We start from the raw sequence: 16,248 nt of genomic DNA, 5'->3' as shown, positions 1-16,248 counted from the left end.
ATGCGCCATATCCTGGCCAAGAGCCTCGCTCCCACCGACGGCGTGCGCGAATACATGGCGGCGCAGGAGAAGAAGTCGCTGCTGCGCTTCCTCACCTGCGGCTCGGTCGACGACGGCAAGTCGACGCTGATCGGCCGTCTTCTGTCCGACACAAAGCAGATCTTCGAGGACCAGCTCGCCGCACTCGAGCGCGATTCCCGCAAGCACGGCACCACTGGCGACGACATCGACTTCGCGCTTCTGGTCGACGGCCTCGAGGCCGAGCGCGAGCAAGGCATCACCATCGACGTCGCCTACCGCTTCTTCGCCACGCCCAAGCGCAAGTTCATCGTCGCCGACACGCCCGGCCATGAACAGTACACCCGCAACATGGCGACCGGCGCATCGACTGCCGATCTCGCCATCGTGCTGATCGATGCGCGCCAGGCTGTGCTGCGCCAGACCCGGCGCCACTCGATCATCGCTTCGCTGCTCGGCATCCGCCATATCGTGCTTGCCGTCAACAAGATCGACCTCGTCGATTTCGACCAGGCGGTGTTCGACCGTATCGTCGAGGATTACCGGCAGTTCTCGCACGAGCTCGGCTTCCAGACGATCGTGCCGATCCCGATGTCGGCCCGCTATGGCGACAATGTCACCAGCCGCTCCGGCAAGACGGCGTGGTATTCCGGCCCGTCGCTGATCGAGCATCTCGAAACTATATCGGTCGACGAGGCCGCGGTCGAACTGCCGTTCCGGTTTCCGGTGCAGTATGTCAACCGGCCCAATCTCGACTTCCGCGGCTTTGCCGGCACCATCGCGTCCGGCTCCGTCGCGCAGGGCGACGAGGTGGTGGTCGCCAAATCCGGCAAGGCCTCGCGGGTCAAGCGCATCGTCGCGCAAGGCGGCGATCTTGCCCAGGCGGTGGCCGGCCAGGCCATCACCCTTGTGCTCGATGACGAGGTCGAGGTCTCCAGAGGCAACATGCTGGTGTCGCCGGCGGCACGGCCGCAGGTCGCCGACCAGTTCGCCGCCAACATCGTCTGGTTCGACGAGGCAGCGCTGCTGCCGGGACGCTCCTATATACTGCGCACCGAGACCGACCAGACCAGCGCCACCGTCACCGACCTGAAATACCGCGTCAACGTCAACGACTTCGCTCGCGAGGCGGCGAAGTCGCTCGAGATGAACGAAGTCGGCATCTGCAACATCTCGACCCGGGCGCCGATCGCCTTCGACACCTTCGCCGACAACCGCGATACCGGCGCCTTCATCCTGATCGACCGCATCACCAATGCCACGGTCGGCGCCGGCATGATCCTGCATACCTTGCGCCGCGCCGAAAACATCCACTGGCAGTCGCTCGATGTCGGCAAGCGTGGCCGTTCCGACTTGAAGAGCCAGCGTCCCGCCGTGTTCTGGTTCACCGGCCTTTCCGGTTCGGGCAAGTCGACCATCGCCAACCTGCTCGAGAAGAAGCTGTTCGCTTCCGGGCGCCACACCTACATTCTCGACGGCGACAATGTCCGCCACGGCCTCAACCGCGATCTCGGCTTCACCGACGCCGATCGGGTCGAAAACATCCGCCGTGTCGCCGAAGTGGCAAAGCTGATGGCCGATGCCGGGCTGATCGTCATCGTCTCCTTCATTTCCCCCTTCAGCGCCGAGCGGCGCATGGCCAGGGAGTTGATGGCCGACGGCGAGTTCGTCGAAGTGTTCGTCGATACGCCGTTCGAGGAATGCGCCCGACGCGACCCGAAAGGCCTTTACGCACGGGCGCTGAATGGCGAGATCAAGAACTTCACCGGCGTCGATTCCCCGTATGAAGCTCCCGAAAATCCCGAAATCCATCTCAAGACACTCGGCAAGACGGCCGAGGAGATGGTAGAGGCTCTGGAACACTGGCTGAATGAGCGCGACATTGCCGAAGACCAATATGACAGCGGCGGCGGCATCTGACGACGAAGTGATGCTCGACGTGTTCGAGCGCCTGGCGCTCGAAGCCGGACGCGAGGTGATGCGGGTCTTCAAGGCCGGCTGCGCGGTCGACAGCAAGTCGGACTCCTCGCCGGTCACGGAAGCCGACCGCGAGAGCGAGACGATCATCCTCGCCGGCCTGCGTGCGGCCTATCCCGATATTCCCTGCGTGGCCGAGGAAGAGGTCGCCGAAGGCATTGTGCCGCCCGATCTGGATGGCGCCTTCTTCCTGATCGATCCGCTCGATGGAACGAAGGAATTCGTCAACCGCCGGACCGATTTCACCGTCAACATCGCGCTTGTCCGGCACGGCGTGCCGGAGATCGGCGTCGTCTTCGCACCGTGCAGCGGGCGGTTCTTCTCTGGACGGCCGGGCTGGGCCGAAGCAATCGAGGTCGATGGCGACTTCCGTATCGTCGGCCGCCGGCGGATTTCGGTTAGGAGGGCGGTCACGCCGCTGGCGGTCGTTGCCAGCCGCTCGCACAACACCCCGGAGACCGAAGCCTTCATCAAGGATCTCGGCGCCGCCGAGATCGTCTCGGTCGGCTCATCGCTGAAATTCTGCCTGCTCGCCGCAGCCGAAGCCGACATCTATCCGCGCTTCGGCCGCACCATGGAATGGGACACGGCGGCCGGCGACGCCGTACTGCGCGCCGCCGGCGGCATGACGCGCACGCTGGACGGCGAGCCGCTCACCTATGGCAAGCGCAAACAGAGCGACGACGAGGATTTCGCCAACCCGCATTTTATTGCGAGCGGGAAGGCGGCGGACGCGGCGTAACTTACGCCGCCGCTACATGCGCCGAGTTCGAGCCAATGTAGTTGCGGATCGTCTCGATGATGCGGTCCTGGTCGGCTTCGCTGAGATAGGGATGCATCGGCAGGCACAGGATGCGCTTCGGCAGTTCCTCCGAAACCGCAAGCCCGGTCGGCGTGCGCGGATAGTCGCGATAGGCGACCTGCTCGTGCAGCGGCTTCACATAATAGATCACCGAAGGGATGCCCTTTTCGCCGAGATGCGCCCTCAACCCGTCGCGCTTCGGCGTCTCGATGGCGTATTGCGCCCAGGCCGAGCGGCCACCGCCCAGATTGCGTGACGCCTTGACGATGTCGCCGAGACCTTCGGCGTAGCGCTTGGCCACGACCTGGCGGGCGACCATCTCGTCTTCGAGGATGGCGAGTTTCTCGATCAGGATCGCCGCCTGGATGGTGTCGAGGCGTGAATTGATGCCGACGCGGACATTGTCATACTGCGTCCCGCCCTTACCGTGGAACGCAAACGAGCGCAGCTGGTCGGCCAGCGCGTCGTCATTGGTGAACATCGCGCCGCCATCGCCGTAGCAGCCCAGCGGCTTGGCCGGATAAAAGCTGGTCGAGCCGACATGGCCGAAGGCGCCGCACATTGTGCCGTCGGCCGAACCGCCGATCGACTGCGCCGCATCCTCGATCACCAGCAGCCCTTCGCGCCTGGCAATCGCCATGATCGCCTCGTAGTTGGCGGCAAGCCCAAACAAGTCGACGGGAATGATCGCCTTCGGCTTCAGCCGGCCTTCCTTCTTGATCATGGCGATCGCCGCCTCGAGGCTGGCGATGTCGATGTTGTAGGTCTCGGCCTCGACATCGACGAACACTGGTTCGGCCTTGGCAAGCGCCACCACTTCCGCCGTCGCGGCAAAGGTGAAGCTCGGCACGAACACCGCGTCGCCGGGGCCGATACCGGCGGCAAACAGCGGCAACAGCAGCGCGTCGGTGCCGTTGGCGCAGGCCACGACATGCTTGGTGCCGATATAGGCTGCGAGCTTGTTTTCGAATTCGGTGACTTGCGGTCCGAGGATATAGCGGCCTTCCTCGACGACATTGTCGATCGCGGCCTTCAGCCGGTCGCGGATACGTTCGCGCTGCGCGCCAAGATCGATGAACTGCATGTCGGCCTCAAAACGGTGTGGTGCGGGCTGCCCCGGGGACAATGACACGCACAGAAACAACAACTTAACCGGGCCGCTGGTACCAGAGTTGGGCCGGTCTAGAAAGCCGGACCGGCCGCGGGACGGGTTGTCTAGGTGTCGCAGCCTGTTACTTCAGGCTTTCCCTGCATTGCCGCAAGATGCCGGAAATCCGGGCTTCGCCGCCTATTAATCCGGCTGATCAGTCCGTCTTTCCGGCTCGCGGAAACATAAAGTGATCGGCTGCTTGCAGCGGCTGGCGGCGGACTAAGCGTGGATCAGGCGATTTCGTGCCGCCAGGGCGGGTTGGCGCCGGCCCGCGACACGGTCACCGCCGCCGCTTTGGCGCCGAGCGCCAGCGCCTGACGGATGGCGTCCTCCGAAAGGCCGCCGATCCCGGCCTTGGTGAGCAGGCCTTGCTCGTGCAGCGAGGCCAGAATGCCGGCATTGAAAGTGTCGCCGGCGCCGACCGTGTCGACCACCTCCACCTTATGCGGCATCACCGTGACCTTGTGTTCCCTGCTGTAGCCGACGGCACCTTCGCTGCCGTGGGTAACGACGATCAGCTTCGGGCCGCGATCCAGCCAGTTGCGGATGACGTCCTCATGCGAGCCGGCCTCGCCGAACCAGTGCAGATCCTCATCCGATAGCTTCACGATGTCGGCCATCGCCATCATCGAGCGGATGCGCCGGAGGTGCTTGGCTTTGTCGGGGATGAAGTTCGGCCGGATGTTGGGGTCGAGCATCATGACGCGGCGTTCGTGCTCGCGTTTCATGAATTCTTCGTAGGCAGCACCCGCCGGGTCCGAAATCAGGCTGATGGCGCCAAACAGCATGGCTTCGATCTCGGCGCCCAGTTTCGGCAGATCCTCTGTCGTCAGCATGCGCCCGGCGGTGTTTTCGTCGTAGAAAGTGTAGGTCGCCTGGCCGTTGGTGAGCCGCACGAAGGCGAGCGTGGTCGGGCGAGGGGAGGTGTGCGCATAGGTGGAGCTGACCTTGCTTGCGCCGAGCGCCTCGCGGAACTGGCCGCCGAACAGATCCGACGACAGGCCGGAAAAGAAGCCGGCGGGCGCGCCGAGGCGGCCAAGCGCGATCGCCGTGTTGAACACCGCGCCGCCGACATAGGGCGCAAAGGCCGGCTCGCCCTGTGTCGTGGTGCGCGGCAGCATGTCGATCAGGGCTTCGCCGCAGCAGAGGATCATGATTTCTTGTTCTCCGGCGGATAGATCACGCCCTTGCGGATGATGATGTTGGCGTAGAGCCGGGGTTCGCTGGTCCCGACGATCGCATATGCCGACCGGACGCGTGCATAGAAGTCGGCGCCCGCCAGCGCAACCACCTTGCGGCCCGGCGCGCGCCTGGTGCAGATCGTTTCGATTTCATGGTGGACCGGATCGGCGACCGAGGGATCGCCTTTTACCGAGGCACGAAACAGCGCTTCCGGCACGAAGTCGTCCACCGGCAGCACGCTCAAAATGGCGTCAAGCACCGGTATGAGGTGAAGACCGTCGGCGCGGATCAGCCGGTTTGCCTGTTCTTCCGCCGGATAGTTGCCGTCGACGAGCGCGATCTCGTCGCCATGGCCCATGGCGCGCAATGTCGCCAGAAGCTCCGGACCGAGCAGCGACGGAATACCGATCAGCATTCAGATGCTCCTGGAAATCGTGGTCGAACCGATGAGGAAGCGTTCGGACAGCGGCAGGCTGGCGCCGCCCAGCGCGCGGGCATGGATGCCGACGGTGCCTTCGCGCACCACCGGAAGCTTCAGCCCTTCGCCATCGATCGTACCGATCGCCTGCCTGATCGCATCGACGAGCCGGCGCCGGACAGCGAGCGGCATCCAGCCGTCGATCACCGCGGCCTCGAAATCGATCACCGAGGACGCCGATACGATGGCATAGGCCAGCGCCTGAGCGGCATTGGCGATCCAGTCGTCGAGCTCGTGACCGATCTCGCCCCAATCCTCAGGCGACGTCCACAGATGCGAAGCCTCGACGCCGCGTGCGTTAAGCGCCTTTTCCAGCATGGCGATCGAGGCGACGTCGATGAGCTGCGTCGGCTTGCCGTCCGGCCCCGGCACCGGCATCGAACCCAGCGCCCCGGCATTTCCGGTTGGCCCGCCGAACAGCCGGCCGTTGAGCACGATGCCGCCGCCGGCAAAGGCGCCGATATAGAAATAGACGAAGTCGCGCGCCCCGCCGGTCTGGCCGAACACCAGTTCGGCGCCGCAGGCGGAGGTGGCGTCATTCTGCAGATAGACCGGGAATTCGCACTGCGCCTGGATGTCGGCACGGATGTCGCGATGGCGCCATTCGTCCATGATGTCGCGCGGCGCGCCGGCGGTGTCGGCCCAGTTCCACAGTTCGAACGGCATGGCGATGCCGAGCCCGGCAATGCGCTTGTCCTGCGCAGGTGTCAGTTCGGCGCGCATCGTCTTCATGCCTTCGGTGACGAACTCAACCGTCTCGCGCGGCGCCGGATAGCGGTAGGAGTGCTGCAGCATGGAACGCACAGTTCCGAGGAAATCGATCAGCACCAGTTCGGCGCTGCGGCGGCCGATCTTGAGGCCGATGAAGAAGGCGCCTTCGGGGTTCAGCGCCATCGGGATGGAGGGCTGGCCGATCTTGCCGCGCAACGGCGCCTGGCGCAGCAGCAGGCTGTCTTCCTCCAGTTCGCGCATGATGACCGAGACGGTCTGCGCTGAAAGCCCGGTCATGCGCGCAATGTCTGATTTGGCCAAGCTGCCGTGCTGGCGAACCAACGACAGCACCAGCCGCTCATTGTGGTCGCGCATGCCGCTCTGGTTGGTGCCACGGTGGAGACGGCTGGCGGCCGCCTCGGGCGAACCGTGCCTCGCAATGCCGGTCTCCACCCTTGTTCCTTCCCTTGGTTTATTCTTACTGCTTTTGCGGCAGAATGAGTGAACCGCGCAAAGCTGTCAATAATAAATAAGAGTGATTTAATTATTGACAGGCGGCTCCCGCTGGTGTCATTTGAGGGCGCGTCCACACTGGGAGAACTTCAGTGGATGCGCTCAAGATGCCGGTTGGCGGCATCCGCATGGTTCCATGGGAGGAAGATCGTGACCAAAGCTTTATTGAAGTCCACCGTGTTCGCCGCGGCGGGCCTCGGCCTGATGGCGTTTGCTTCGACAGCATCGGCCGCCGGCGTCGGCGCCTGCCTGATCACCAAGACCGACACCAACCCCTTCTTCGTCAAGATGAAGGAGGGCGCGACCGCCAAGGCCAAGGAACTTGGCGTCGACCTCAAGACCTATGCCGGCAAGATCGACGGCGACAGCGAGAGCCAGGTGGCGGCGATCGAAAGCTGCATCGCCGACGGCGCCAAGGGCATCCTGATCACCGCGTCCGACACCAAGGGCATCGTGCCGACGGTGAAGAAGGCGCGTGACGCCGGCCTGCTGGTGATCGCGCTCGATACCCCGCTGGACCCGATCGATGCCGCCGACGCGACCTTCGCGACGGACAATCTGGAAGCCGGCAAGCTGATCGGCGCCTGGGCAGCCGCGACCCTCGGCGACAAGGCCAAGGACGCCAAGATCGGTTTCCTCGACCTGACCCCCTCACAGCCGACCGTGGATGTGCTGCGCGACCAGGGCTTCATGATGGGCTTCGGCATCGACGTGAAGGATCCCAACAAGATCGGCGATGAGGACGATGCCCGCATCGTCGGCCACGACGTCACCAACGGCAATGAAGAAGGCGGCCGCAAGGCGATGGAAAACCTTCTGCAGAAGGACAACTCCATCACCGTCATCCACACCATCAACGAGCCCGCCGCTGTCGGCGCCTACCAGGCGCTCAAGGCGGTCGGTCTCGAAAGCCAGGTGCTGATCGTCTCGGTCGATGGCGGCTGCCCCGGCGTGAAGTCGGTGACCGAAGGCGTCATTGGCGCCACCTCGCAGCAATACCCGCTGCAGATGGCGGCACTCGGCATCGAGGCGATCGCCGCCTTCGCCAAGGACGGCGCCAAGCCGAAGCCGACCGAAGGCAAGAACTTCTTCGACACCGGCGTCAACCTCGTCACCGACAAGCCGGCCAATGGCGTGAAGTCGATCGACACCAAGGAAGGCCTCGCCAAGTGCTGGGGCTGATGGCTGCCTGACAGCCAGCGGCAAGCTGACGGCCGGGGGCTTGATCCCCGGCCGCTTCGGGTGGACGATGCGTCACGCGAATAATCCCGGCAGCAGACCGGACAGGCGCGAGCGGGTATCGGCATGGAGCTGAAGCCCAGGGGAGGAAACATGGCTCAAGCACAGGAATTCGAGAAGGTTCTCTCGAGCAGCGACACAAGCGTTGCCGCCTTTGACGAGCACAAATCGGCCGTCAAGCGGATCCAGCATTTCCTGCACTCCACGCCGGCGGCGGTGCCGCTGATTGTGCTGGTCTTGTCGATCGTCATTTTCGGCATCGCCATTGGCGGGCGTTTCTTCTCATCCTATACGCTGACGCTGATCCTGCAGCAGATCGCCATCGTCGGCATCCTCGGTGCCGCGCAGACACTGGTCATCCTGACCGCCGGCATCGACCTGTCGATCGGCGTGATCATGGTGATTTCGGCCGTGATCATGGGCAATTGCGCGGTCAGCTACGGCATGCCGGCCGTGCTCGCAGTGCCCATCGGGCTTGCCGCCGGCGCAGCCTGCGGCCTGCTCAACGGCTTGCTGGTCGCCTACATGAAGCTGCCGCCGTTCATCGTCACGCTCGGCACCTGGAACATCGTCATGGCGACGAACTTCATCTATTCGGCCAATGAGACGATCCGCGATACCGACGTCGACGCCCAGGCGCCGCTGCTGCATCTCTTTGCCCTGAGTTTCAAGATCGGCACGGCGGTGCTGACACTGGGCGTCATCGCCACGGTCGTGCTCGTTTTGATCCTCTGGTACGTGCTCAATCACACCGCCTGGGGCCGCCATGTCTACGCCGTTGGCGATGATCAGGAGGCGGCGAAGCTGTCTGGCATCCAGACCAAGAAGGTGTTGATGACGGTCTACACCCTTGCCGGGTTGATCGCCGCTTTCGCTGCCTGGGTGTCCATCGGCCGCAACGGCTCGATCTCGCCGTCAGCCGCCGTCACCGACTACAACCTGCAGGCGATAACCGCGACGGTGATCGGCGGCATTTCACTGTTCGGCGGGCGCGGCTCAATTCTGGGCACGCTTTTCGGCGCGATGATCGTCGGCGTCGTCTCGATGGGCCTCAACATGCTGGGCGCCGATCCGCAATGGAAGGTGCTGCTCACCGGTGTGCTGATCATCGGCGCCGTGGCGATCGACCAATGGATCAGAAAGGTTTCGGCATGACCGTGGAACCCATCCTCACCGCGCGCGGCCTGATCAAGCGCTATGGCCGTGTCACCGCCCTCGACAATGCCGACTTCGACCTCTACCCCGGCGAAATCCTGGCCGTCATCGGAGACAATGGCGCCGGCAAATCATCGCTGATCAAGGCGATTTCCGGCGCCGCCGTGCCCGACGAAGGCGAGATCCGTCTTGAAGGCAAGGCTGTCGCTTTCAAATCGCCCATGGAGGCGCGCGAGGCGGGCATCGAGACGGTCTACCAAAACCTGGCTTTGTCGCCGGCCCTGTCGATCGCCGACAACATGTTCCTGGGCCGCGAGATCCGCAAACCCGGCTTCCTCGGCGACTGGCTTCGTATGCTCGACCGGCCCGCAATGGAAAAGCGCGCCCGCGACAAGCTCACCGAGCTTGGGCTGATGACCATCCAGAACATCAGCCAGGCGGTGGAAACGCTGTCGGGCGGCCAGCGCCAGGGCGTGGCGGTGGCGCGCGCCGCTGCTTTCGGCAGCCGCGTGGTGATCATGGACGAGCCGACCGCCGCACTCGGCGTCAAGGAGAGCCGCCGCGTGCTGGAACTGATCCTCGACGTCAAGAAACGAGGCCTGCCGATCGTGCTGATCTCGCACAATATGCCGCATGTCTTCGAGGTTGCCGACCGCATCCATATCCATCGGCTGGGTCGCCGCCTCTGCGTCATCGATCCCAAGCAATATACCATGTCCGACGCCGTCGCCTTCATGACGGGAGCGAAGGTTCCGCCGGAGGCTGCACTCGCTGCCTGATCCGCTCGACGGATAAATTGCCGCAGGGGAACTGGCGGCATGCTGGTCTAAATCGATTGAACGTATGTTGCGATGCACTAGGATAGGCTGGGACTGAGAGCGAAAGCCGGTATGATCGCAGCACGATCACGAGAGGCAGTATGACGCGAACAATGACAGCCAAAGCCCCCGATCTCGAAATACCCGATCCCAAGACGCTGGCCGACGAAGTCTTGCTGGCTCTCAAATACCGGGTCGGCAAAGGCACCTCCGTTGCCACGCAATATGATTGGCTGACAGCCTCGATCAAGGTCGTGCGCGACCGCATCGTCGATCACTGGATGCAGGCGACGCAGGAGGCCTACGCCCAGCAGGAAAAGCGCGTCTATTACCTGTCGCTCGAATTCCTCATCGGCCGGCTGATGCGCGATGCCTTCTCCAATCTCGGCCTGATGGACAATATGCGAGAAGCGCTCAAGTCGCTGGGCGTCGACCTCGACCTCATCGCCGGGCTCGAACCGGATGCAGCGCTCGGCAATGGCGGTCTCGGCCGGCTCGCCGCCTGCTTCATGGAAAGCATGGCGACCGTCGACATTCCCGCGCATGGCTACGGCATTCGCTACGCCAACGGCATGTTCCGCCAGGAGATCCATGACGGCTGGCAGGTCGAACTGCCCGAAACCTGGCTCGACCACGGCAACCCCTGGGAGTTCGAGCGCCGCGAACGCGCCTTCGAAGTCGGCTTCGGCGGCTCGGTGGAATCGATCACCTCCAAGGATGGCCGGCTCGAACGTCACGTCTGGAAGCCGACCGAGCATGTCCAGGCCGTCGCCTACGACACCCCGGTGGTTGGCTGGCGGGCCAACCGCGTCAACACGCTGCGGCTTTGGTCCGGCATGCCGGTCGATCCGATCCTGCTCGACAAGTTCAACGCCGGCGACCACATCGGCGCGCTGGCCGAAAGCAACAAGGCCGATGCCTTGTCGCGCGTGCTTTACCCCGCCGATTCCCACAAGGCCGGCCAGGAACTGCGGCTGCGGCAGGAATATTTCTTCTCCACCGCATCGCTGCAGGACATCGTCCAGCGCCATCTCAGCCAGTATGGCGATCTCGCCTCGCTGCCCGACAAGGCGGCGATCCATCTCAATGACACCCATCCGGCGATCGCCGTGCCAGAGCTGATGCGCCTGCTGATGGACGTCCATGGCATGGATTTCGACCAGGCCTGGGACATCACCAAGCGCACCTTCGGCTACACCAACCACACGCTGCTGCCAGAAGCGCTGGAAAGCTGGCCGGTGCCGCTGTTCGAACGGCTTTTGCCGCGCCACATGCAGATCGTCTACGCCATCAATGCTCAGGTGCTGCTTGAGGCCCGCGCCACCAACCAGTTTTCCAATGAGCAGATCAGCCGCATCTCGCTGATCCAGGAAAATGGCGACCGCCGCGTGCGCATGGGTAACCTGGCCTTTGTCGGCTCGCACTCGATCAATGGCGTGTCGGCGTTGCACACCGAACTGATGAAGGAGACGGTGTTTGCCGATCTCCACAAGCTCTATCCCGATCGCATCAACAACAAGACCAACGGCATCACGCCACGGCGCTGGCTGATCCAGTGCAATCCGGGCCTCACCGCGCTCACCCGCGCGGCGATCGGGGACCGTTTCCTCGACGACATCGACGCCATCAAGGGGCTCGAAGCCTTTGCCGGCGACGCCGCCTTCCGCGACAAGTTCGCCGCCGTCAAGCGCTCCAACAAGGTCAAGCTCGCCAATCTGGTCGCAGACCGGCTCGGCATCAAGCTCGACCCGTCGGCGCTGTTCGACATCCAGGTCAAGCGCATCCACGAATACAAGCGCCAGCTGCTCAACATCCTGGAAGCGATCGCGCTCTACGACCAGATCCGCTCGCATCCCGAGCAGGACTGGATGCCGCGCGTCAAATTCTTCGGCGGCAAAGCGGCGCCCAGCTACCACAATGCCAAGCTGATCATCAAACTGGCCAACGACGTCGCCAAGGTCATCAACAGCGACCCGTCGGTGCGCGGGCTGCTGAAAGTGGTGTTCGTGCCGAACTACAATGTCAGCCTGGCCGAGGTGATGATGCCGGCCGCCGACCTGTCCGAGCAGATTTCGACTGCCGGCATGGAGGCGTCGGGCACCGGCAACATGAAGTTCGCGCTGAACGGCGCCTTGACCATCGGTACGCTCGACGGCGCCAATGTCGAGATCAAGGAATGCGTTGGCGACGACAACATCTTCATCTTCGGCCTGAGCACGGCGGAAGTCGCCGAGCGGCGCAGCAATGGCTACAACCCGCGCGCCGTGATCGAGGGCTCCCCTGAATTGGCGCAGGCTGTCGCCGCAGTATCGTCGGGCGTGTTCTCGCCCGACCAGCCGGATCGCTACCGCGAGCTGGTCGACGGTCTCTACAACAGCGACTGGTTCATGGTGGCGGCGGATTTCGACGCCTATGCCGCCGCCCAGCGCGATGTCGACGCCGTCTGGCGCAACAGCCCCGATTGGTACGCGCGCGCTATCCGCAACGTTGCCCGGGTCGGCTGGTTCTCTTCCGATCGCACGATCCGCCAATATGCGAAAGAAATCTGGAACGTGCCCGCCTGATATGATTGCATGAGGCCACGACAATGGGTCTTGTGCACAAGAACTGGTTCCCAGGGAGGGACGCCGCCTGATGAAGAAACCGCGCGCGACCGCGACGACGAGCGGGTCGGACGGGCTGGCGTCAGCCGGCGATGTCGCCGCAATTGTTGCAGGCACGCATGGCGATCCTTTTGCAATCCTGGGCGTGCATGATGCCGGCAAGAGCCTGGTTGCCCGCTGCTTCGTCCCCAATGCCGAGTTCGTCACCGCATACACGCTGGCCGGCAAGAACGCCGGCGAACTCACGCGGCGCGACGACGCCGGTTTCTTCGAAGGCAGACTGTCGATCAAGAAGCGTCAGCCGCTGCGCTATCACGCCAAAAATGCCGGCGGCGACTGGTGGCTGACCGATCCCTATTCCTTCGGCCCGGTGCTCGGCCCGATGGACGACTACTATATCGCGCAAGGGTCGCACCTCAGGCTGTTCGACAAGCTCGGCGCCCATCTCCTCGACCATGAAGGCGCGTCGGGCGTCCATTTCGCCGTCTGGGCGCCCAATGCAAGGCGCGTCTCCGTGGTCGGCGACTTCAACGAATGGGACGGCCGCCGCCATACGATGCGCGACCGCCGCGACACCGGCATCTGGGAGCTGTTCATTCCCGATATCGGCGCCGGCCACCCCTACAAATACGAGATCATTGCCCCCGACGGCGTGCGCCTGCCGCTCAAGGCCGATCCGTTCGCCTTCAAGTCTGAACTGCGCCCGGCCACAGCATCCGTGACGGCGGTGCCGCCGGCGCATGAATGGGGCGACGAGGCGCATCGCAATTACTGGCGAAAGGCCGATCCGCGGCGCGAAGCCATATCGATCTACGAGGTCCATGCCGGTTCGTGGCAGCAGCACGATGATGGCAGCTTCCTGTCATGGGACGAACTCGCCAACCAGCTCATCCCCTATGCTGTCGAGACCGGCTTCACCCACATCGAGTTCCTGCCGATCTCCGAACATCCCTATGACCCGTCATGGGGTTATCAGACAACCGGACTTTATGCCCCTCGGCGCGATTCGGCGACCCCGACGGCTTCGCCCGTTTCGTCGACGGTGCGCACCGCGCCGGCGTCGGCGTCATCCTCGACTGGGTGCCGGCGCATTTCCCGGTCGACGCGCATGGCCTGGCCAATTTCGACGGCACAGCGCTTTATGAGCATGCCGATCCGCGCAAGGGTTTTCATCCCGACTGGAACACCGCGATCTACAATTTCGGCCGCCACGAGGTGGTGTCGTTCCTCGTCAATAACGCGCTGTTCTGGGCCGAGAAATACCATGTCGACGGTTTGCGCGTGGATGCGGTGGCCTCGATGCTCTACCTCGATTATTCGCGCAAGGCCGGCGAGTGGATCCCCAACGAGAAGGGCGGCCGCGAAAACCTTGAAGCAGTCTCCTTCCTGCAGAAGATGAACAAGGAGGTCTACGGCCACCATCCCGGCGTGATGACCATCGCCGAGGAATCGACTTCATGGCCGAAGGTCTCGGCGCCGGTGCATGAAGGCGGGCTGGGCTTCGGCTTCAAATGGAACATGGGCTTCATGCACGACACGCTGGAGTATTTCGCCAAGGAGCCGATCTTCCGCAAACATCACCACAACGACCTGACCTTCGGCCTGACCTACGCCTTCTCCGAGAATTTCGTGCTGCCGCTGTCCCATGACGAGGTCGTGCACGGCAAGGGCACGCTGCTCGGCAAGATGGCCGGCGACGACTGGCAGAAGTTCGCGACTTTGCGCGCCTTCTATGCCTTCATGTGGGGCTATCCCGGCAAGAAGCTGTTGTTCATGGGCCAGGAATTCGCCCAGGGCCGCGAGTGGAGCGAGGCGCGCGCGCTCGACTGGAACCTGCTCGACTTCCACCCGCATCGCGGCGTCTGGCAGACGGTGCGCGACCTCAACTATCTCTACCGCTCGCGCCCCGCGCTGCATGCGCGCGACTGCGAGCCGGACGGCTTCTCCTGGCTGATCGTCGACGACAAGGAAAATTCGGTCTTCGCCTGGCTGCGCAGCGCGCCCGGCGGCAACCCGATCGCCGTCATTTCCAACTTCACGCCAGTGCCGCGCGACAATTATCGCGTGCCATTGCCCAAGGTCGGCAAATGGCGCGAAATCATCAACACCGACGCTTCGGACTACGGTGGTTCGGGCAAGGGCAATGGCGGTGTGGTCGAAGCCAGGGCGGAAGGAGGAGGCATTTCGGCAACGATGCTTTTGCCGCCGCTGTCGACGATCATGCTTGAACTCGTTGCGGACTAGGTCCGTCAACTCGTTTCGGATTAGGTCCGTCGACTCGTTGCGGACCGGGCGATGCTCCAGACTGGTAATTTGGGAGGGTAAAGATGGCAGACTTGAAGAGAACCCAGCCGCTGGCGCGCGATGCCATGGCCTATGTGCTGGCCGGCGGCCGCGGCAGCCGGCTCAAGGAATTGACCGACCGCAGGGCCAAGCCGGCTGTCTATTTCGGCGGCAAGACGCGCATCATCGATTTCGCGCTGTCCAATGCGCTGAATTCCGGCATCCGCCGCCTCGGTGTCGCCACCCAGTACAAGGCGCATTCGCTGATCCGCCACCTGCAGCGCGGCTGGAACTTCCTGCGGCCGGAGCGAAACGAAAGCTTCGACATCCTGCCGGCCAGCCAGCGTGTCTCGGAAACGCAGTGGTATGAAGGCACCGCCGACGCCGTCTACCAGAACATCGACATCATCGAGGCCTATGGGCCCGAATACATGGTCATCCTGGCCGGCGACCATATCTACAAGATGGACTACGAGTTGATGCTGCGTCAGCACGTCGACGCCAATGCCGACGTCACCGTCGGTTGCCTCGAAGTGCCTCGCATGGAAGCGACCGGCTTCGGTGTCATGCATGTCGACGGGAAGGACAACATCATCGCGTTCGTCGAAAAGCCCGCCGACCCGCCCGGCATTCCCGACAAGCCGGAATTCGCGCTGGCTTCGATGGGTATCTATGTCTTCAAGACCAAGTTCCTGATGGAGCAGCTGCGCCGCGATGCCGCCGAGCCGGGTTCAAGCCGCGACTTCGGCAAGGACATCATCCCCTACATCGTCCAGCACGGTAAGGCGATCGCGCATCGCTTCGCCAAATCCTGCGTGCGCTCGACGGCCGAGAACGAGGCCTATTGGCGCGATGTCGGCACGGTCGATGCCTACTGGGAAGCCAATATCGACCTGACCGACATTACCCCCGAACTCGACCTCTACGACCGTGACTGGCCGATCTGGACCTATGCCGAATTGAAGCCGCCGGCAAAGTTCGTGCATGACGAGGATGGCCGGCGCGGTTCGGCCGTGTCCTCGCTGGTCTCAGGCGATTGCATCGTCTCGGGTGCTTCGCTGAAGCGCAGCCTGATCTTCACCGGCGCGCGCATCAACTCCTATTCGACGCTGGAAGAAGTCGTCATGCTGCCCGACGTTCATGTCGGCCGGAACGCAAAGTTGAAGCGCGTCGTCATCGACCACGGTGTAAGGATACCGGAAGGGCTGGTGGTTGGCGAAGACCCTGTTCTCGACGCCAAGCGTTTCCGGGTTTCGGAAAAGGGCATCTGCCTGGTCACGCAGGACATGATCGACAAGCTGAAGCTGTAAGACGGGGTA

The 16,248-nt window shown here is 63.4% G+C and carries 11 protein-coding genes and 1 pseudogene; 8 read left to right on the top strand and 4 right to left on the bottom strand.

Features of this window, described 5'->3' with window-relative positions; genetic code table 11:
- Positions 1 to 1,938, top strand: a complete 1,938-nt coding sequence (cysN, locus tag NKL04_RS16030; RefSeq protein ID WP_023684584.1) for a sulfate adenylyltransferase subunit CysN — start codon at positions 1 to 3, stop codon at positions 1,936 to 1,938.
- A 10-nt stretch (positions 1,939 to 1,948) separates the two neighbouring features.
- Positions 1,949 to 2,737, top strand: coding sequence for a 3'(2'),5'-bisphosphate nucleotidase CysQ (gene cysQ / locus NKL04_RS16025; protein WP_031196090.1), 789 nt, complete (start codon positions 1,949 to 1,951; stop codon positions 2,735 to 2,737).
- Position 2,738: 1 nt separating this feature from the next.
- On the opposite strand, the gene NKL04_RS16020 is transcribed toward cysQ, so the two are convergent.
- From NKL04_RS16020 to NKL04_RS16005, 4 genes are all read right to left on the bottom strand, one after another.
- Entirely contained in the window at positions 2,739 to 3,881 is a 1,143-nt protein-coding gene (locus NKL04_RS16020) for a DegT/DnrJ/EryC1/StrS family aminotransferase (protein WP_023684583.1), read from the bottom strand.
- 296 nt (positions 3,882 to 4,177) lie between these two features.
- On the bottom strand, positions 4,178 to 5,101 hold the full coding sequence (locus tag NKL04_RS16015; protein ID WP_023684582.1) for a carbohydrate kinase family protein: 924 nt from the start codon (positions 5,099 to 5,101) through the stop codon (positions 4,178 to 4,180).
- Positions 5,098 to 5,544 carry an RbsD/FucU family protein gene (locus NKL04_RS16010; RefSeq protein ID WP_023684581.1) on the bottom strand — a complete coding sequence of 149 codons (447 nt, stop codon included), beginning with the start codon at positions 5,542 to 5,544 and terminating at the stop codon, positions 5,098 to 5,100. The genes NKL04_RS16015 and NKL04_RS16010 overlap by 4 nt, the downstream gene beginning before the upstream one ends.
- On the bottom strand, positions 5,545 to 6,771 hold the full coding sequence (locus NKL04_RS16005; protein ID WP_023702241.1) for an ROK family transcriptional regulator: 1,227 nt from the start codon (positions 6,769 to 6,771) through the stop codon (positions 5,545 to 5,547).
- Positions 6,772 to 7,035: 264 nt separating this feature from the next.
- Between NKL04_RS16005 and NKL04_RS16000 the strand changes: the two genes are divergently transcribed.
- From NKL04_RS16000 to glgC, 6 genes and pseudogenes are all read left to right on the top strand, one after another.
- Positions 7,036 to 8,013 carry a sugar ABC transporter substrate-binding protein gene (locus NKL04_RS16000; protein WP_081725578.1) on the top strand — a complete coding sequence of 326 codons (978 nt, stop codon included), beginning with the start codon at positions 7,036 to 7,038 and terminating at the stop codon, positions 8,011 to 8,013.
- A 150-nt stretch (positions 8,014 to 8,163) separates the two neighbouring features.
- Positions 8,164 to 9,225 carry an ABC transporter permease gene (locus tag NKL04_RS15995; RefSeq protein WP_023670725.1) on the top strand — a complete coding sequence of 354 codons (1,062 nt, stop codon included), beginning with the start codon at positions 8,164 to 8,166 and terminating at the stop codon, positions 9,223 to 9,225.
- A complete protein-coding gene (locus tag NKL04_RS15990; RefSeq protein ID WP_023670726.1) occupies positions 9,222 to 10,004 on the top strand; it encodes an ATP-binding cassette domain-containing protein in 783 nt (260 codons plus the stop codon). The genes NKL04_RS15995 and NKL04_RS15990 overlap by 4 nt, the downstream gene beginning before the upstream one ends.
- Positions 10,005 to 10,144: 140 nt before the next feature.
- Entirely contained in the window at positions 10,145 to 12,607 is a 2,463-nt protein-coding gene (locus NKL04_RS15985; RefSeq protein ID WP_023687197.1) for a glycogen/starch/alpha-glucan phosphorylase, read from the top strand.
- Positions 12,608 to 12,677: 70 nt separating this feature from the next.
- Positions 12,678 to 14,890, top strand: a pseudogene (gene glgB, locus NKL04_RS15980) (1,4-alpha-glucan branching protein GlgB).
- An 83-nt stretch (positions 14,891 to 14,973) separates the two neighbouring features.
- Positions 14,974 to 16,239 carry a glucose-1-phosphate adenylyltransferase gene (gene glgC, locus NKL04_RS15975; protein ID WP_023670729.1) on the top strand — a complete coding sequence of 422 codons (1,266 nt, stop codon included), beginning with the start codon at positions 14,974 to 14,976 and terminating at the stop codon, positions 16,237 to 16,239.
- Positions 16,240 to 16,248: the final 9 nt, after the last annotated feature.

Origin of the sequence: Mesorhizobium sp. C264A (assembly GCF_040324515.1) — a bacterium.
Lineage (GTDB): Bacteria > Pseudomonadota > Alphaproteobacteria > Rhizobiales > Rhizobiaceae > Mesorhizobium.
Note: the sequence above shows the minus strand (reverse complement) of the source record. Positions and strands in the feature narration are given on the sequence as shown.